We start from the raw sequence: 20,308 nt of genomic DNA, 5'->3' as shown, positions 1-20,308 counted from the left end.
AAAGAGATCAAAATTGCTGTCGGTGATAAAGTGAAAACAGGCTCACTGATCATGACCTTTGAAGTTGCCGGTGCCGCACCAGCAGCACAAGCGCCAGCAGCGCCTGCAGCGTCTACATCAGCAGCACCAGCACCTTCTGCTCCAGCAAAAGCGCCTGCTTCTGCACCAGCAGCAAAAGAAGAATTTGTTGAAAACGAAGCTTATGTCCATGCAACACCTGTTATCCGCCGTTTAGCACGTGAATTCGGTGTGAACTTAGCGAAAGTTAAAGGAACAGGTCGTAAAGGACGTATCTTACGTGAAGACGTTCAGTCTTATGTGAAAGAGTTAATTAAACGTGCTGAATCTGCACCTGCTAATGCCGGTGGTGGATTACCAGGTATGTTGCCTTGGCCGAAAGTTGACTTCAGTAAATTTGGTGAAATTGAAGAAGTTGAACTAAGCCGTATCCAGAAAATCTCTGGCGCTAACTTAAGCCGTAACTGGGTAATGATCCCTCATGTTAACCTGTTTGATGAAGCAGATATCACTGAGGTTGAAGAATTCCGTAAACAGCAAAATAAAGAAGCTGAGAAGAAAAAACTGGATGTTAAGATCACGCCATTAGTCTTCGTGATGAAAGCTGCGGCTAAAGCACTGGCTGATATGCCTCGCTTTAACAGCTCAATTTCAGAAGATGGACAGAAACTGATCCTGAAAAAATACATCAATATCGGTATCGCCGTAGATACACCTAACGGTTTAGTTGTACCTGTCTTTAAAGATGTAAACAAAAAAGGCATCTTAGAGCTCTCTTATGAATTAGCAGAAGTTTCTAAGAAAGCTCGTGCAGGTAAACTGACTGCATCTGATATGCAAGGCGGATGCTTCACTATTTCTAGCCTTGGTGGTATCGGTACTACCGGTTTTGCACCAATCGTTAATGCGCCAGAAGTTGCGATTATGGGACTGTCTCGTTCTTCGATGAAACCAGTCTGGAACGGTAAAGAGTTCGTACCACGCTTAATGTTACCAATGTCATTATCTTTCGATCACCGTGTGATTGATGGTGCTGATGGTGCTCGATTTATCACTCTGATTAATCAGTACATGAGCGATTTACGTCGTTTGGTAATGTAATCATCTAAACCGGTGCTAAGCGCCGGTTTCTCTGATTGCCGTGACAGATTTTGCAGTCATACATTCTAGGTTGTGAGATCTGTCATGTTAGAGCGCTTTTCAGTTTATTAACATTTCTGTAAACTGCATGCGGTATGTAAGTCTCGGTGTTAAATATGGATTATCGTCTGACTCGCCGGACAAATAAATAATGAGGTCACGATGAGTACTGAAATTAAAGCACAGGTAGTGGTTCTCGGTGCAGGCCCTGCGGGTTATTCCGCGGCGTTCCGTTGCGCTGACTTAGGTTTAGATACAGTTTTAGTTGAACGTCACTCTACATTAGGTGGTGTTTGTCTGAACGTGGGGTGTATCCCTTCTAAAGCGTTACTCCACGTTGCTAAAGTAATCGAAGAAGCGAAAGCATTATCTGAACACGGTGTCGTTTTTGATGCACCGAAAACAGATATCGACAAAATTCGCATCTGGAAAGACAAAGTTATTTCTCAGTTAACCGGTGGCTTAGCTGGCATGGCTAAAGGCCGTAAAGTAAATGTTGTTAACGGCGAAGCTCGATTCACAGGCTCACATACATTGTCTGTTGAAGGTAGTGAAGGTACAACAACAATCACTTTCGAAAATGCTATCGTTGCCGCAGGCTCTCGTCCAATCGAATTACCTTTTATTCCACATGAAGATCCACGTGTGTGGGATTCAACAGATGCACTACAACTGAAAACAGTACCAGAGCGTTTACTGGTCATGGGTGGTGGGATCATCGGTTTGGAAATGGGTACTGTTTATCATGCGTTGGGTTCACAAATTGACGTGGTTGAAATGTTCGACCAAGTTATCCCAGCGGCAGATAAAGACGTAGTTAAAGTCTTTACTAAACGTATCAGCAAAAAATTCAATCTGATGCTAGAAACCAAAGTGACTGCGGTTGAAGCAAAAGAAGATGGTATCTATGTCACAATGGAAGGCAAAAAAGCACCTGCTGAGCCTCAACGTTATGATGCTGTATTAGTTGCTATCGGTCGTGTACCAAATGGTAAATTATTAGACGCAGGTAAAGCTGGTATTGAAGTTGATGATCGTGGCTTTATCCATGTTGATAAACAAATGCGTACTAATGTACCTCACATCTTTGCTATTGGTGATATTGTTGGTCAACCAATGCTGGCACACAAAGGTGTTCATGAAGGTCACGTTGCTGCTGAAGTTATCTCTGGTAAGAAACATTACTTTGATCCAAAAGTTATTCCATCAATCGCTTATACTGAGCCAGAAGTTGCATGGGTTGGTATGACTGAAAAAGAAGCGAAAGAGAAAGGTGTTAGCTATGAAGTAGCAACTTTCCCTTGGGCAGCATCTGGTCGTGCAATTGCATCAGACTGTGCAGATGGTATGACTAAACTGATTTTTGACAAAGAAACCAACCGTGTTATCGGTGGGGCAATTGTCGGCTCTAACGGTGGTGAACTGTTAGGTGAAATTGGTCTAGCTATTGAAATGGGTTGTGATGCTGAAGATATCGCATTAACCATCCACGCTCACCCAACGCTATACGAATCAATCGGTATGGCTGCGGAAGTATTTGAAGGTAGCATCACTGACCTGCCAAATCCAAAAGCGAAAAAGAAAAAATAAGTTGATTTTATAATCAAGACAAAGTGTAAATGTTAAGAGCCAAGTTCATTATGAGCTTGGCTCTTTTTTCATTATGATGGATTAAACAACATAGGAATTTAATTTGATACGATATTATTTTTCCATTGAGAGTACTCTTAAGATAAAAACCTCTCGCGTCACAGTTCATATCCAACGGAGAGGATTTATTATAGTTATAGAGTATGGTTAAACTACACTAATATGCCTTTTCCTGAAATTGTATCTGTCCAAGCTACGGCTATCATTTGTTTAGCCTCATCACTTATATTATCGAAAAATCCGGATACGCCTGCCTTCATAGGAAATGTACTCATGGCCTGAATTTGAATAGCGAGTGCATTGCTTGATAAAGCCGTATATTCGCGCTGATCAGAGTGATCTTTATCAGTCATTGCGATAACGATTTTTGCCTGATTACCATTGAAATAATCAGTAAAAGTAGTTGAGCCAATGTGCTCAAATGTGGCTTGTTCCCCTGTATTTTGTGGGAAGCGAATATGTGAGATCTTTAAATCATAGCCACTGCGTTCAAACCATAATTTATTCCAATCAATACCTCCAAGTACAATATTATCTTCTTGGCTAATATCGTCTATATAACAATCAATCACATTATTATTAATCAGGAAGCTATCGATACCGTTTCCACCTTTGAAGTGGTTCTGATATCCACCTAATATGATAATATCATTACCTGTATTACCATTAAGAAGGCTAAATTTCGAGAATGAAGCTGCAATTAGTTGATCATTTCCATCGCCTCCATCAACTACGGCGTGATAACCCATTAGTTGAATTTCGTCATCACCGCCCCCTCCATTCAACCTATTGTAGTTACCAAAAATTTTGGCAAAATCATTGCCTTCTTCTAAGGATATTTGGTTGTGGTTACCAATTGTGACAACAAAATCTTGTTCACTACCACTGAAAATGCGATTGTAGTTACCGGTAGTGACAGCATAGTCATTACCTGCATTAGTGTGAATTTCACCGCCTTCCCCAAAGACAAATGCTTTATCGAGTCCGTCACCTAAATAGACATTATTGATCCGACCGGCGATAATAGCAGTGTCATCTCCATCGCCTCCAAACATCATGTTTGAGCGCCCCATCAAGACGCCGAGATCATTTCCGTAACCCCCAGTAAAAATATTTGAGATCCCCGTTGCATAGAAAGTATCTGAACCACGCCCACCCCAAAAATTATTATTATCTCCTAGGTAAGCGCCGAGATCATTACCATCTCCCCCCCAGTTGAAATTATAGTTGCCAAGAGAGACATGTATGTCACCATCGCCTTTTAAATGACCACTATTACGCAAGAAATCGAGCGTTTTCTTCTCCATGTTCAGTACATCAGCTGCTAAATTTTCTTTGAGGTTTTCTGCGAGATCACGCATATCTGTTTGTTTATCTTTATTAAAGATTGTGGCAAATAGATTGGGGATATTTAGCGAATTGAAGCCGAAAGGGCGATCATTTTCCTCTGTGATCTTGCTATTTTCAGTTTGACTCGTTGTTATTGGTGTTTGGGCATTAATTGAAACTTCAGATTCATTTTGTTGATCTTCTGTCGCTTTTTCTTTTAAACCATGGCTTTCAGCAAATGAAATAATACCATCCTTGCCCAGATTAATAGATGATTGGAGGTTGTCTAATAATTTAGTCGGATCAGTAAATGCGGACAGTTTTTCACCTCCAAACTCAGTCACTACAGCGAGCATATCTTTCAAAATAGCGACAACATCAATGGGCTCACCATTACGAGAGATTATTTTTCCATCTGTGGTAGAGTCTACTCCAAAAATATCCCCCAGAGTCGTGTCTGAACTCACGCTGGCTAACCGACCTAGCAATTTATTTTTTAACTTAGTTGGTAAGTTTTGGGGGGTATAAGTAAAGGTGGTTTCCACCATACCAGTTGCTGTAAATTGCTGCGTCATTAAGCCAAATAATGAGCCAAGATTAGTGTCTATAATAGACTGGATATTATCACCAAACATCAAGTTCCAATTCCCGGCAGTAACTTGAATATCAGCACCTTGACCACCAATGGCGAAATTAAAAGCGATTTTACTATCTAGTTGACGAAGTTGCTCAGCTCGGCTGATTTTTCCCATCTCGTTGTTATTGCCACTACCACCTAACCACTGGTTATATTTTTTGTTTAGTGTGGCTTCTAGATCACTCTTTAATCCACGGCTACTACGCTTATTCTGTGAATTCAGATCAGTCAGTGTTTTATAGTCAACATTGCTCGTTTGGTCTATTCCTGACATATCTATGGCAAATTTTTTAGCGCCAGCGAGTGTCCACTGATCGTTTTGTACCGACAACCAATCATTATCATTATTTTCACCTGAGCATGCGATTGACTCTAGAACTTTGGTGATTCTAGCAGCACCATCAAAAGGGTTGATCAGTGGAGGGGTTGGAATTGATTTTTCTAACATCACAATAAGATCATTACTACGCCCCAGATTAAAGCTGACGTTACGTGTACCAACAAATAATTGCATACCTTCGAAAGCTTGATAGCCAGCAATATCAACACTATGTTTACTATCACCATTACCAACGTGTACCATCACATTGTTATCACCGAAAACCAGTGATTTAAATCCGCCAGTACCTACTTTGATCCCAAGATTAGAGGTTCCCCAATTAACCGTTGTAAACTCGCCGTCACCCACACTGACTTGGATATTGCCAGAATAGCTTAGTGATGAATTATCACTTCCTGATGAGCTTTGTTTGGTTGATTTTTTACCTTTTTTGGGGGCGGTAAAGACTTCATTATTATCTGCAATTGCGCCACGTACTTTGTTGTCAGCTGAAGCACCTACTTTAGTCAAATCAATATCACCTTCAGCAACACCATTATGTATTTGCTCAAATTCAGTCGTGATTTTGCCTTCATTATTCCAATCTAACACTACCTTGTTTTGGGTTTGTTTGGCTACCCACTCTCCGTTGTTATCTTTGGTGTATTTGTGACCATTGCTATCAACGGCGACCTCTGTTACTCGAGCAGAAACGCTACTACGAATGCCTTGTTGATCTAATGCATTGATAAACTGGTGGGCAAATCCTGCCTGCTTGTCATTACTTATTAATGAACAACCGACAATACTGATATGTTCAGGAGTTGTATTGATATTATTTTCTTTGCTGAATACGGTATTGAATTTAACCAATTGATTGGAAAGCTCATCAGCATTGTAGTTGCTAAGGCGTAAATGATTATTTTCGGTTGTTTCACGACCATGGCCAACAAGCTGCCAACGTATTTTACCTGAAAGTTGTGCTGGGTCGCCATAAGCTACGCGGTAATGACCATCGGCATCCAATTGTACCACGATACTATTTTTGGCATGTTTAGCGGCAAGTGCCGAAGCTGCTTGAGCGACTATCGGATCATCCTCTGTTTGGATAATAATCTGGCTATCAAAACGACTATCACCCCCATTATCATTGGGTTTTACATATACCATCCCCCAATCAGTCACCTTATTCTTTTTTATCGGGTTTTGTATTGAATCTAACGCATTTCTGTGATTGGTGTTATTTACATACTCTGGGGATAGTAAACTTGATATTATTTGTTTACCGTATTGATTCATCAACTTAAGGCTCTCTAAATGAGAAACATCGGTTCTTTCTCCTTTAACTAGATATCCTTTATCAAGTAATTTAGTGCGCATTTTTTCACCACTAATGCCCAGCTCGCCACAGTCAGTGAGCAATATAATGGGGATATCTTTTGAGAAACCCTGTAGATTTTTTTCTACGGAGAATTGGCCATTGATTTTTTTTGCGAGTTGTCCAGTCAATTTCTTAAGGCTATATTCATCATAAGATTCAATTGCTTTTGACATACTTGGCATTGGTCTATCTAAGAATAGCCCAGCTATATGCTGACCGTTAGCTGAAATATCGCTGGCTAATTTAGCCGCAATTGGTGCCCCCATGGAATAACCATGAATAATAATATTTTTAGGATCGATACCTTTATCATTAACGAGATAACGGAACATGGTTTGTGCATCAGCATACATTCCTTGCTCTGTTGGCGAGCCATCGCTTTCGCCAAACCCTCGCATGTTAATCGCTAACATATCGATGCCTTGTTGGTTATAATAATGATAAAAACTAGAGGATTGTTTTTCGGTAGGGGAATTTGAACCATGTAAAAATAGTACTACTTTCTTATCGGTAGCTTCTGGAATATTGTCGTTTCCTCTGTAATATGATCCTGTAAGACGGCCTGCATCCCCTTTTAATGTTATTTTTTCTTCATTTTTTATTCTCATCACCGTTGTCATGTCTCTACGACGTTCATAGCTGCCGAAAAAATGATCATTAAAAAAACGTGTTAATGGGCTAAGATTTTTTCTCTCGTTTGGTGATGTACCGTCATTATCAATAGCCACTTTATTGTGGTCTGATAATGCTTGTAAATTAGAATGTATAGGTTTGCCTTGTTGTACCGCAATTTGGGCTAAGCGTGCTTCCTGTATCTTTTGAGAAAATTTATACAACTCATTTGGTGTCCATATGCCAAATCGAGGTTTCCAATGATGACCAATCAGTTGATCTGCTCCGCCTGCTTTTAATATTCTAGCAACAATACTAGAACAGTTCTTGGTTAATAATTGGTAACGAGGATCAGACTGGCTATTAATGCGCTTCCACTCTTTTTGCATGGCGGCGGCATCAAGTCCCTCTAGATTAATGCGAAACACCACGCCATCATTTGTATCATCAGCGACACTTGTTTTGAAATTTTCTGTTTTTCGGTCTTCAATTTCTTTAATTTTCTTGATTTCCAATGCAAAGGTTTGGTTAATCATCGCTGTTGGAAAGGCGACTTTTAGCCAGTTTTTCACTGCGATTGAAAAGTTTGTTGATACTTCAAGTAGATTACTATTTGGGCTATTCCACTGTTTAATAAAGGGGTGTGAAATTTCAGGTGGGATATGTGTTTCTGATATCCAATGAGGAACCTTCAACAGTAAGCCTGCGATTTTAGGTGTAATATTTTCGAGACCTCGGGTAAGATTCGTTTTATCTCTAAATTCTTTTAACTGTCTGTCATTTTTCCCTTCATTTTTATTTAATTTGAAATTCGTCTTTTCCTCTTCTTGAATATCAATTTGTAACGTCATGAAATTTGTTGAGCGACTCACTGGTTGGCTTAAATCATACCAGCGTAATTTTAAATCAGGATTTTCTTCTGTTGTAATATTCAGTGGGTTTACGAGCGATTTGCTCCCGGCAGGCCACCAACTGACATAATTATCATCATGGTTATCCTGCACACTATCGCTATCTAATTGTAAGCGCCCAGAACCTATTTGTAGCGCAGCATGCCCCAAGCGACTATGTTTGCTGGGCTTCCAGATATATAGTGTAGAACTGATTGGTGAAACTTGTTGTTCAATTGCTTGGTGAATTTTTTTCAATCCTGACAGGTCAATACCATGGCCATTTTGGGCAAATTCATTTTCTGTAAATTGATTAAATACCTGATTGGTAATTTCACTGCCATACTCTTTTTCGACCAATCTTTTAATGCTTGTGATTGCATTTTTACCACTGATAAGTTTGTCTTGGTTTTGTAAATTATTTTTCCCTTTTGTAACAAAGTTGCCGTTTTCATCAAGATAAATATGTTTGTTGATTTTTAAGTTAGCATTTGAAAAAATCTCATATAAATAACTAAAAGTATTATTTGAATCAACTTGCTGGCTATTACTTAATAAGATAGAAGCATGTTTATAACGTATATCAACTTGGTCGCGTAATTGTTGCAATGCTTCGTTACGTTTTGAATCAGGGTGTTTAAGCAGATAACTATTAATTTGTATACGTAATGTGGATAGTTGCTGAAATATATCTATTGGTGTGTTGTTTGTATTTGTACTTTGTAATTCATAATCTCTAAGCGATTGAATGATCGCTTTATAATTTTCACCGCGTGCTTTTCCTGTCACCTCTGCAGCGGAGGTTAATTCATCAGCAGTCATTAGATTCGAATAGGCAACAGGTTGCCAATTTTCACCGACTTTTTCTGATAATATTCGTGAATGGTTTTTATCGAGTGACACGATTGTATTATCTAAGAAATAAAGTTGCTCAGGGATAGAGTCAAAATCACGATAATGAGTGAGTATAAAATTACTCATTATTTTTTGTTGTTCTTGATTATCTCCATTTTTTATATAAATAAATTTTTCATTCGTTTCATCTGATGCTTGTGTCAGTAGAAAACCCGTTTCCTGTTCACTAAAAACAATATTGAGCTTTTGTTCAGCAGAAATAAGAGGGGAGGTGTTTTCTAGCTCTTGACGGATATTTTCAGAACCTGACAACGCGTGTAAGTTAGGTGGAATCATTCTACTTTGTTGTCGTGCCATTTGCGCTTCTTGTAACTCTTGAGCAAATGCGAACATTTGATTTGGTGTCCAAATATTATATTTAGGTTGCCAGTTATAGCCAATCAGTTCATCTGCGCCACCCGCTTTTAAAACTTTCGCTACGATACTCGAACAATTTTGGGTTAATAAATGATAACGACCATTAGGTGAATTTTTAATTCGTTGCCATTCAGCTTGCATAGCAGCAACGTCTAACCCCTCTAAATTAATACGGAATACTCGTCCTTCATCAGGTAAGCTGGTTTTAAATCTGTCAATACTTTTTTGTTTTTGCTCAGCAAATTCGTTTTCTACTAAAGCAATTCGTTTTTTCGTTAACGTTGGATCCTTACCTTCTTGTATCCAAGTCTTCATCGCTTTTAATAATTGAATAGATATATCTTCTTGTTGTGTTTTTATATTATCCCATTGTTCAATAAAAGGCTGTGCAACAGAAAGTGGGATTTTTCTTTTTGATAGTAACGTGGGCTCTGTCAATAGTATCATGGCACCATTTATAGTTATGGTATTGCCACTAAATTTACCTTGTACAGCTTCTAGAAAATTTGTGGCGATGTTGTTGAGTTTTTTCTGAGTTATTACCCATTCATCAATAAAAGGTTGTCCAATTGTTCGAGGTATATTTGAATTTTCTATATAATTAGGGATCATCAATATATTTTTTGCGTCTGCAAGAGATAAATCATCTGCAGTGCTGACCGTTTCACCTTTCGCAATATTCATGAGTCGGTCATATCTGTTTAGTTGTTTATATTTGTAATTTAAACCAAAGCCATCATTTTCTTCTGCTGCAACATCCGATGCTAACGACTCTTTTAGTTGTGAGGGGACTCCCATCACATCAAAATATGACTTTGCCTTGTTAGGCCACCAACTGATGTAGTTTTCTTTATGATTATTTTGTGCGTCTTCTGTGTTTAACAGTAAGCGACCTTGACCTATTTGTAGTGTGGCGTGTTCCAAATTACTATGATTGCTTGGTTTCCAGATATATAAGGTTGCACTATGAGGAGATAGTTCCCGCTCAATAGCTCTGTGAATTTTTTTTAACCCTGAAACATCAATACCCTCGCCGTTTTCAGCGAATTCATTATTTGCAAATTGACTGAAGACTTTATTGGCAATCGGTGCGCCATATTCTTTTTCTACGGCATTTTTTACTCGCTCAATCACTTCTTTTCCGCTGGTTAGTCTATTTTTCCCTTGCAGATTGTTTTTTCCTTCAGTGACAAAGTGTCCGTTAATATCAATATAAATGTGTTTACTTCTTTTTAAATTGGCATTTGAAAGTGAATCGTATAAGCGACTAAAGCTGCTATCAGCGTTGATGGTGTGACTATCTTGTATTAAAGCCGATGCGTGTTTATAACGTGTATTGACTTGAGTTTGTAACTGTTTCAATCCATCATTGCGTTCAGAGTCGGGGTGTCCTAATAGGTAACTATCAATTTGGTTTCGCAACTGAGCTAGCACTCTCAATTTCTCTATTGGTAAGCAGTTTGTATTCGATTCTTTTTCATGGTATTCCGAGAGAGTTGTAATGATTGATTTATAACTTTCGCCTTGTATTTTGCCTTTAACACTTGCAACTTTATGTAGTTCATCAACTGACATGACTTTTGAATCAGTTAGCATTTGCCATTTATGTTCTACGTATTCTGCAAGTATCCTATCTTTGTTGTTATGACTTGATTTAATTTTGTCATTTTCTAAATGAAGTTCATTAGGCATTGCTTCAAAATTTGAATAATTAGCTAAAATAAAGTGTTCTATTATTTTTTGCTGAGTGGGATCATTGATGTTATCCAAATAAATATTTTTTTGGATACGACCACTATTTTTTTCCAAAATAAAAGTAAAGTAAGTATTTCTATTCTTAATTTTTACATTGAATTTTTGTTTTAGCGTTTCAAAAATGGGGCTTTCGCCTAATCCAGAAAGATTGACCGCGATAGCTCCTATTTTGTGATATTGAAGATTGCCTGAACGAAGAGAAGGTTGTTGATAGGTTGCTACGTCATCTCCATTAAGGTCTGATGTAAAAGAGGGAAGAACGTTTGCCGATTTTTGTCGGATCCCAGCATTGATGCTTAAACGATTAATGGCTTGCTGAGCATCATCAAGTAATTCCTGATTAAATGTTGTCAGTTTATTATTGAAACGACCATCATTTTTTTAGTTGATATTGGTTTGATATAACTGGATGGATTATTATCAGCCCCCTCTACATAGGCCGCTTCTCCGGATAAACCGCTACCATGCGCCCTGTGACGATTAGGTTTATCACTTTCTTTCAGTTGAACAGATTTAGCTTCTTTTTGTGCTTTATCCGATATGCTAGTCGCTGTTTTTTGCTCCGTATCTCCTCGTGATCTCGCATCTTCCACCATGGTTGATGCTTTTTTCTCTGCCATTTGAGCACTATTTTTTTTATCTATCGCGTCTGAGTATCTTTTATCTGCATCGTTTTTTGCTTTGGAAGTATCGAGTTGCACTTCTTGACAATGTTCTTCACTTTGAATAACGCCATATTCCGATTTTTTTATCGATTTTTTCACCTTTGTAAGGTTTGCAACATACTGAGTTTTAATATTATTAACAGGCACTGAAACAATTTTTTTAGTATTAATTAAGCTCTTCTGTACATCATTTAAAATTCCTTCCGCGAATTGCTCACTCCATTGTTGATCTGAGGGGGGGGCATCTTGTGAATATTCGCTGAGTACTTCCAGTGTTTGACCAACTGTGGTCAAATTGTGTGTTACTGAATTAGCTTCTTCAAGAATGGCATCGCGTTCTCTATGGCCGTTTTTCTCCAGTGCAAGGTGATCGGTCGATTCAAGTTCAGTCTGTGTGGTAGAGATGTGGTCTAATAGGCGTTGTTTTTCATCAGTTAGTTTTTGACGATTGGCATCTGCCTTCTTTTTGTCAGCGAGGGCATTTTTTGTCGCATCAGAATCTGAGATATGCTTGTTTATATTTGCTACAGCTGATTTAGCGACAATATTTCTTAGTCTGTAATTATTTCCTTGCAAGCCATCAGAACCTGGAATGGTAAAAATAAGACGATTATTTTCTGCATTTGCGGTTAATTTAATTTGTTGTTGTTGCCATGCTATTGACTTATCATCACTTGATGAAGTGAAGACAACCTCACCATTCCAGATAACACTTAATTTATTCTCTGTTGGCGTATTATCTTGTCGTTCATACTCAAAACTTAATTCAATCACCTCATTTTGCATTAAACCACTAATATCTTGATATATAGCGATATTTGGTTCATGTTCTTCCTTGTATTCTGCTATAAGTCCACCATCCCAATAATCTTTATTATTAGTATTAGTTGGTGTATCAATAGAGGCTCTATGTCCATATTGGCTAATTGCTGTAATTTTATCCTGAGTATATGCAATATTCCAACTTTCTGTTACAGGTTTAAATCCATGTTTAAAGTCACCATTTATGATCAAATTCGGACTGTTATTGGTTAAGTTGGATTCATCTGTATTAACATCACTTAAACTAGGGGTTTCTACCTCTGTGATATGACCTTTTAAATTTATATCAATGTTACTCTTCACTTCGTCGATTTTGTTCATTTTGAAACCGTCGATTGAAGATTTTTCAATTAAATGAATAGCGCCTTTGCCTTTGCGGGAGCCGGAAGTGGTTACATCATCACCTTGTACTAAATAGTTAATAGCCTGACTCCCGATCATACCAAGTACACTCTGTTTTATATTGCCGAAGAAAGTAGCGAGTTTATTACTTTGAGTATTACTAGAAGCAACCGATAAGCTGTAGATATCACCATTACCAATTTTAACGATGACATTGTTTTTTGCGTAAGAGGCGTTAATACCTAAACCGTTACCAACATGGATATTTGCATTAGCGGTACCTTTCATGACCGAAACATTTAAGCCGTCACCCACTTTGGTACTTACGTTATATTTCCCCCAAGCAACGTTTACAGATACACCATTCCCCACTTTAGTATTGATATTTGCGTTGCCGTATGTAACGGTAACACCTAGGCCATCACCTACGGTTGTTGTAATATTTGCTTGGCCTTTTGCTATGGTGACTTGCGTGCCATTACCTACTTTTGTCGAAATATTGGCTTTACCCCAAACTATGCCATAGTTGTCACCTTTTCCGAGCATAGTGACAATATTTGCATGACCTTTTGCTAAGGCGACCTGACGACTATCACCAATTTGTGTTACAACATTCCCATTGCCCCATGCACCAGTATAATTATTTCCACTACCTACGTGTGTAATAATATTGATATTACCTTTAACAACAGAGGTTTCTTGTCCATTACCTACTTTGGTAATGATGTTGGCATTTCCTTTGGCGAAGTTATATCGTTCACCATCGCCGATATGAGTGAAAATATTAGCTTTACCCCATGCCGCATTAATGCCTAAACCATAGCCTACTTTTGTGATGATATTGGCGTTGCCTTTGGCAAAACCAATCGTGGTGCTATTACCAATATGGGTCATAATATTTCCCACCTTTGAAATCAGCAGACCTACGGTGAGCCCATCGCCCACTTTTGTGGCTATATTGCCTATCGCTAACATTAGAGCAACCGACATTCCATCACCCACATGAGTGAACACATTCCCTTTGGCGATCATTAGTGCCAAAGTATTCCCATTGCCTATTTTGGTATAGACGTTGCCTAAACCTCCCATTAGTGCCCAAGCTTCACCATTACCTATATGGGTGAATATATTGCCACCACCGACCATGGCACCCATACTGGTTCCATTACCGACTTTAGTGAAAATATTCCCCACAGCGCCCATTATACCTAGGGTTTGCCCATCGCCAACATGTGTTAGTACATTACCAATACCTAGCATAATGCCTGAAAGATCACCATTACCTACTTTAGTTAAGATATTGGCACCTCCAAGCATAACGCCATGTATGTTACCGTTTCCGATATGTGTTAGGACATTGCCACCTCCCCCCATTATGGCTAAAATATCACCTTGACCTTTTTTTGTTAAAATATTTAATCCACCTAGGGTGATAGTGTAAGTGTTTGATTTTATTTTGTTATTGCTGATATGTGTAATGATATTAGCACCACCTAACATGATGCTACTTAGGTCGCCTTCACCCATTTTAGTCAGGACATTTCCACCGCCGCCGAGTAAAGATGTAATAGTACCAGCACCGACTTGTGTCATGACATTAAGTCCGCCTAATGCTCGCCATAAAGCCTTATCACGCTGATGACTATCAATCTGGGTATGGGTATTTAATCCTCCTAACATTGTGATATGACTATCACCTTGTCCTTTGTGAATAGAAACATTCCCTAATGCCGTAAGATGTGCTTTATATTCACCGTCACCAATTCGGATTAATACATTCGTGGCACCAGTAGCATTAATGTTCATTCTTCCTTCTTTACTTTGATGTAGTAAGACATTTGCTAATCCTCCTCCATCAAATGTTAGGTCTCCTCTTTGACCTTTTTTTACAATGATGTTGGCTGCGCCTCCACCAGTAAAGTTGGTATTACCATAATTAGAGTTATGTTTTATTACATTTGCTATGCCGCCACCTGTAAAATTGATATCACCTTGTGTAACATCAGATTTAATGACATTACCAGCGCCACCACCTGTGAAATTGATATCACCAGAGCATTCAGCAGAATTATCGTCTTTAAAAAGTTCTTGTGCTACGCCCAACTTGATTGTTTCTAGAGACTTTCTTTGGATTTGTTCTGTATTAATGTGTTGAAATACTTTTAAATTAGATAATTGATAGTGGCTATCAGCATTTATTTTTGTGAAACGTGGTGATTCGATAATTTCTTGTTTTTCTAATGTATTCCAACAATTATTGACCACACTAAGATTATAGGTATCCTCAAAATTTTTTTTATCAAAACGTATGTTCCTAATGTCCCCACTATCAGGCGTTATACGCCAAAGTTCGGAATCGTATTGAAGTTTTCCCGTTTCAGGATCATTGTAAATTTTGACTTTATTAAAGGTATAATCTCGACGACCATAGTCTGATATGAATAAATTGGTATCCTCAGGGCCCGGTGTTTTAAACAAATAAGTATTTGGTTCTCGCAATGATTTAATCGCTTTTACTTCAACAGGTTTACCGGATTCGAAATTTTGCTTATTATCACTTGTTAGAAAATTAATACTTTTATCTAAGTCTAGATTTAACATATAAGCACTTGTTAGAAAAATATTTTCAGCTTTCGTATATTCAACTAATAAATCATTATGAGGATGAACTTGAGTTGTACGAATGATCTCATTGTAAGCCCCAGCTCCATAAAATGTGATATTGCCTTGTGCTATATTGGAATAGATATGATTATAACCTCCCCCCCCCCGAAAAATAGATATTGCCACTTGTTTCTTTATAGGTATCAGTATTTCGGCTGATACGTGTAAGCCTATTATTGGCTCCTGCTCCATACATAAAGATATCGCCTGATTTACCTTCGCGTATTAAGACGTTTTCTAAGCCACCTCCGGTAAATTTAATATCACCTGTTTCAACGCGAGAGAAGATTCCGTTGCCTCCGCCTAATCCTTCAAAATTAATATTTCCTTTTGAATTTTGATAGCTATTAAACCAAGTACGAACCAATTTATTATGGCCTCCCCCCCCTTTAAACGTCATATTGCCAGTATTGGTTTCATGCCAAATTTGATTGTAACCGCCAGCACCTTGGTAGTTGATATTACTAATTGCGCCTTTACGGGTGATGATATTTGCAATAGCAGCTCCTGAATAATTGATATTTCCATATTCATATCCAGTATGATTAATCTTAATCGCGGCAGAAGCACCAACATATTTCAGATCGCCATGACCGGACTTTTCAATTTCTCCCCATGCATTTAATCCTCTGACATCTAAATCACCGTTCTCATCAATAATCTTAAGATAAGCACTTCCCCCTCTGACAAAATCGTGCCCGTCTCCGGTGTAAGCGGTAACTGCTAATGTTCCGACTGTGATTGTATCGTGTCCCTTTCCTGCATAAATGATCCCTCCAAAACCTATGGCATCAATATCGTCATTTCCATCTGTACCATAACGTTTTCCTGTAAAAGTAAACTCTAAATCTTTTAAAATTTTTGACATCATTTTCCCTCAAACTTATTTTTAATAAAAAGTACAGTAATTTTTAAATACAGTAGTTCTAGCATCTCTATATACCCTTCTAGCGTCTGACTTGACTGAATTGTCTTTTTTAAGACAAAAAAACTGAAGAGAGAAGATTATTGTAAATAATCGTTTCCTCTCTTTAATTAGTTGTATTTATTTCAGTTATTAATAAACAGGGTAAGAGTTAATTTATGATGAATAAGTTCTTATATAAAATTATTCTTCTATTATTTGTTTTTTTTATTAAATGAAGGGCAGTAAAATTTTCAGTCATATTAGTTTCATTTTGAAGAATAGGAAGTAGATCTGCTGCAATTAGCTTTTCAAACTCTTTGTTTATGCATGGATTTTCCAGCATGCTTTTAATTATTGAAGCCATATAAATAAAACCAGAAGCAGGAATGTGGATCACTTACTTTAGGGCTAATTCTTCATCTTTTTCTGGCATGATACCTTGTGCTATTTTATGAGGATCTTGACCGACAAAATAGAGTGAAAATATACCATTATTATAATTAATGCTTGATATTTCTTGGACAAATTTTTCGTTAATTGCCATAAAGACTTTCTCCATATAATTAATCATTTTAATGAATAAATCGATAATTTTCTTTTTTTAAATGTAAAGGTTGAACGTAATTGCTAAGTGCTATTTGTAAATGAACTTAATGAAATTATTGTTTAAATAATTAGCATGGTAAAGCTATTTCATATTAATATGTTAGATTTTAAAACTCTATCAAAAAATAATTATTATATGGGGTTTATAGTAGTTTATTGATTAAGTTTTTATTTGTTGGTGATGTTGGGTTTATTTTTATAAGCATTCTATTTAAAATAATTCTAAAGGATGTATGTGTAAGGTTTATTGTTCTAGTTATTTATTACTTAAATCAAATGACTTTAATTTACAAGATAAGTTACGTTTACCGAGTAGCACTGATATCTATTTATTAACTGAGTTTATTGGTAAAAACGAGGCTGGTGAAAAATGCCTATTAGATTGAGTGTCATAATATGAATAAGGTGAGATTTACGTTTGTTGTATGTTGCTTTTATGTGAACGAATTAACATAGTGTTGAAAATTTGCTATGCTGATAGCCCTTAGCTGGGCATAATTTCACAACCATAGATGTTTTATGCGAGCAAAAGATCCTCTGACCTGGCATCCAACTAGATAGGGTGCAGACAGCCGGGTTATACAAAATGACAAAGAAGCGAGGAGAAAGTCGTGCTAGAAGAATACCGTAAGCACGTAGCAGAGCGTGCAGCTGAAGGTGTCGTTCCAAAACCTCTCGATGCCACACAAACAGCCGCACTTGTTGAGCTATTAAAGTCCCCCCCAAAAGGCGAAGAAGAATTCCTTCTTGATTTAATTGTTAACCGTGTTCCACCCGGCGTTGATGAAGCCGCTTATGTTAAAGCCGGTTTTTTAACGGCTCTCGCAAAAGGTGAAACAACATCACCGCTTATCACGCCAGAAAAAGCCGTAGAATTATTAGGTACTATGCAAGGTGGCTATAATATCCATGCATTAATTGAAGCGCTAGATAACGACAAACTGGCTCCTATTGCGGCAAAAGCACTTTCTCATACCTTATTGATGTTTGATAGCTTTTATGACGTTGAAGAAAAAGCGAAAGCTGGCAACGTTTACGCGAAACAAATTATGCAATCTTGGGCTGATGGAGAATGGTTTACTGAACGTCCAGAACTTGCTGAAAAAATCACGGTAACCGTGTTTAAAGTGACGGGTGAAACCAATACAGATGATTTATCACCAGCACCAGATGCTTGGTCTCGTCCTGATATCCCATTACACGCTCTAGCTATGCTAAAAAATGCCCGCGAAGGCATTGAACCCGACCAACCGGGTAGTGTTGGCCCGATTAAACAAATCGAAGCACTGAATAAAAAAGGTTTCCCACTGGCTTATGTGGGGGATGTTGTCGGAACAGGCTCTTCACGTAAATCTGCAACCAACTCGGTACTTTGGTTTATGGGGGATGATATCCCTTATGTACCAAATAAACGCGGTGGTGGAGTTGTATTGGGTGGCAAAATTGCCCCTATCTTTTTCAACACGATGGAAGATGCCGGTGCATTACCTATTGAGGTTGATGTTTCTAAATTAAATATGGGTGATGTTATTGATATTTACCCATACAAAGGTGAAATCCGTAACCATGAAACCAATGAGTTATTGGAAACCTTTGCACTAAAAACAGAAGTACTGATTGATGAAGTGCGTGCGGGTGGCCGTATTCCTTTGATCATCGGTCGTGGATTGACCTCAAAAGCTCGTAGCGCCTTAGGTTTACCACCTAGCACTTTATTCCGTCATGCCAAAGCAGTGGAACAGAGCGATCGTGGTTTCTCACTTGCACAAAAAATGGTGGGACGCGCTTGTGGTCGTGATGGTATTCGCCCTGGTGAATATTGCGAACCCAAAATGACCTCCGTTGGCTCTCAAGATACTACAGGGCCAATGACACGTGATGAACTGAAAGATTTAGCATGCTTAGGTTTCTCCGCTGATTTGGTTATGCAATCATTCTGTCATACCGCCGCTTATCCAAAACCTGTTGATGTAACCACCCATCACACGTTACCTGATTTTATTATGAATCGTGGAGGGGTTTCACTGCGTCCGGGTGATGGCATTATTCACTCATGGTTAAACCGCATGTTATTGCCAGATACTGTTGGTACTGGTGGTGACTCACATACACGTTTCCCTATTGGTATTTCATTCCCTGCAGGTTCAGGCTTAGTCGCTTTTGCAGCGGCTACAGGAGTAATGCCATTAGACATGCCAGAATCGGTGTTAGTACGCTTTAAAGGTAAAATGCAACCGGGGGTAACGCTACGTGATCTGGTTCATGCCATCCCACTTTATGCCATTAAAGAAGGGTTATTGACCGTTGAGAAAAAAGGTAAAAAGAATATTTTCTCTGGTCGTATCTTAGAAATTGAAGGTTTACCTGAACTTAAAGTTGAGCAAGCTTTTGAGCTAGCTGATGCATCTGCTGAGCGTTCTGCTGCGGGTTGTACGATTAAATTAGATAAAGCACCGATTATCGAATATCTACAATCTAACATTGTCTTATTAAAATGGATGATAGCAGAAGGTTATGGTGATCGTCGTACACTTGAGCGTCGTATTACGGCAATGGAAAATTGGTTAGCTGATCCGCAATTACTTGAAGCAGATGCGGATGCTGAATATGCTGCTGTAATTGAGATCGACTTAAATGAAATCAAAGAGCCTATTCTTTGCGCGCCAAATGATCCTGATGATGCTCGTCTATTATCAGAAGTTGCAAACAGCAAAATTGATGAAGTCTTTATTGGCTCTTGCATGACCAATATTGGGCATTTCCGTGCGGCGGGTAAATTACTCGACCAACATAAAGGTCAATTACCGACACGCTTATGGGTTGCACCACCAACAAAAATGGATGCAGCACAACTGACTGAAGAAGGTTATTACAGCGTCTTTGGTAAGAGTGGCGCTCGTATCGAAGTGCCGGGATGTTCATTATGTATGGGTAACCAAGCGCGAGTGGCGGATGGGGCAACGGTTGTTTCAACATCAACACGTAACTTCCCGAATCGTTTAGGTACGGGGGCGAATGTCTACCTTGCATCCGCAGAGCTTGCGGCAGTGGCTTCACTGTTAGGACGTCTACCAGAGCCACAAGAGTATCTTGATTTCATCAATAAAGTCGATGAAACGGCGGAAGATACTTACCGTTATCTCAATTTTGACCAACTAGAGCAATATACAGATAAAGCAACACAAGTGATTTTCCAAACCACGGTATAACTGAGTTTGATTTTTCACTAAAAATTGATTACAACTGCGTTCCAACATATAACGTTGTTCAGCAGTCTGAAACAGGAGGCAATGCCTCCT

At 38.4% G+C, this 20,308-nt stretch carries 8 protein-coding genes; 3 read left to right on the top strand and 5 right to left on the bottom strand.

The annotated features are described in order from the left end of the window. Together aceF and lpdA are read left to right on the top strand one after the other, a co-directional pair. A partial coding sequence (aceF, locus tag HMPREF3129_RS18910) for a dihydrolipoyllysine-residue acetyltransferase (RefSeq protein ID WP_049198697.1) occupies window positions 1-1,119 on the top strand: 1,119 nt, incomplete at its 5' end. A 201-nt stretch (window positions 1,120-1,320) separates the two neighbouring features. After that, window positions 1,321-2,748, top strand: coding sequence for a dihydrolipoyl dehydrogenase (lpdA, locus tag HMPREF3129_RS08260; protein WP_004244077.1), 1,428 nt, complete (start codon window positions 1,321-1,323; stop codon window positions 2,746-2,748). A gap of 212 nt (window positions 2,749-2,960) precedes the next feature. Here the strand turns inward: lpdA and HMPREF3129_RS19165 are convergent, their stop codons facing one another. The 5 genes from HMPREF3129_RS19165 to HMPREF3129_RS18680 form a co-directional block, all read right to left on the bottom strand. Next, window positions 2,961-11,018 carry an alpha/beta fold hydrolase gene (locus tag HMPREF3129_RS19165; protein WP_254668242.1) on the bottom strand — a complete coding sequence of 2,686 codons (8,058 nt, stop codon included), beginning with the start codon at window positions 11,016-11,018 and terminating at the stop codon, window positions 2,961-2,963. A gap of 335 nt (window positions 11,019-11,353) precedes the next feature. Continuing rightward, on the bottom strand, window positions 11,354-15,622 hold the full coding sequence (gene rtxA / locus HMPREF3129_RS19160) for an MARTX multifunctional-autoprocessing repeats-in-toxin holotoxin RtxA (protein WP_254668241.1): 4,269 nt from the start codon (window positions 15,620-15,622) through the stop codon (window positions 11,354-11,356). Beyond that, entirely contained in the window at window positions 15,585-16,364 is a 780-nt protein-coding gene (locus HMPREF3129_RS18895) for a hypothetical protein (protein WP_223302943.1), read from the bottom strand. The genes rtxA and HMPREF3129_RS18895 overlap by 38 nt, the downstream gene beginning before the upstream one ends. 208 nt (window positions 16,365-16,572) lie before the next feature. Next, a complete protein-coding gene (locus HMPREF3129_RS08245) occupies window positions 16,573-16,767 on the bottom strand; it encodes a hypothetical protein (protein WP_223302942.1) in 195 nt (64 codons plus the stop codon). Between the two features lie 33 nt (window positions 16,768-16,800). After that, on the bottom strand, window positions 16,801-16,947 hold the full coding sequence (locus HMPREF3129_RS18680; RefSeq protein WP_164527127.1) for a hypothetical protein: 147 nt from the start codon (window positions 16,945-16,947) through the stop codon (window positions 16,801-16,803). 673 nt (window positions 16,948-17,620) lie between these two features. Between HMPREF3129_RS18680 and acnB the strand changes: the two genes are divergently transcribed. Further along, a complete protein-coding gene (gene acnB, locus HMPREF3129_RS08240) occupies window positions 17,621-20,218 on the top strand; it encodes a bifunctional aconitate hydratase 2/2-methylisocitrate dehydratase (RefSeq protein WP_004244067.1) in 2,598 nt (865 codons plus the stop codon). Window positions 20,219-20,308: the final 90 nt, after the last annotated feature.

This window comes from Proteus sp. HMSC14B05 (assembly GCF_001808035.1).
Taxonomy (GTDB): Bacteria; Pseudomonadota; Gammaproteobacteria; order Enterobacterales; family Enterobacteriaceae; genus Proteus; species Proteus mirabilis.
This window is presented reverse-complemented; position numbering and strand designations above follow the sequence as displayed.

Coding starts and splice junctions, on each gene's coding strand:
- lpdA (WP_004244077.1), top strand. CDS start 1,321: ATGAGTACTGAAATTAAAGCACAGGTAGTGGTTCTCGGTGCAGGCCCT.
- HMPREF3129_RS18895 (WP_223302943.1), bottom strand. CDS start 16,364: ATGTCAAAAATTTTAAAAGATTTAGAGTTTACTTTTACAGGAAAACGT.
- HMPREF3129_RS08245 (WP_223302942.1), bottom strand. CDS start 16,767: ATGGCTTCAATAATTAAAAGCATGCTGGAAAATCCATGCATAAACAAA.
- HMPREF3129_RS18680 (WP_164527127.1), bottom strand. CDS start 16,947: ATGGCAATTAACGAAAAATTTGTCCAAGAAATATCAAGCATTAATTAT.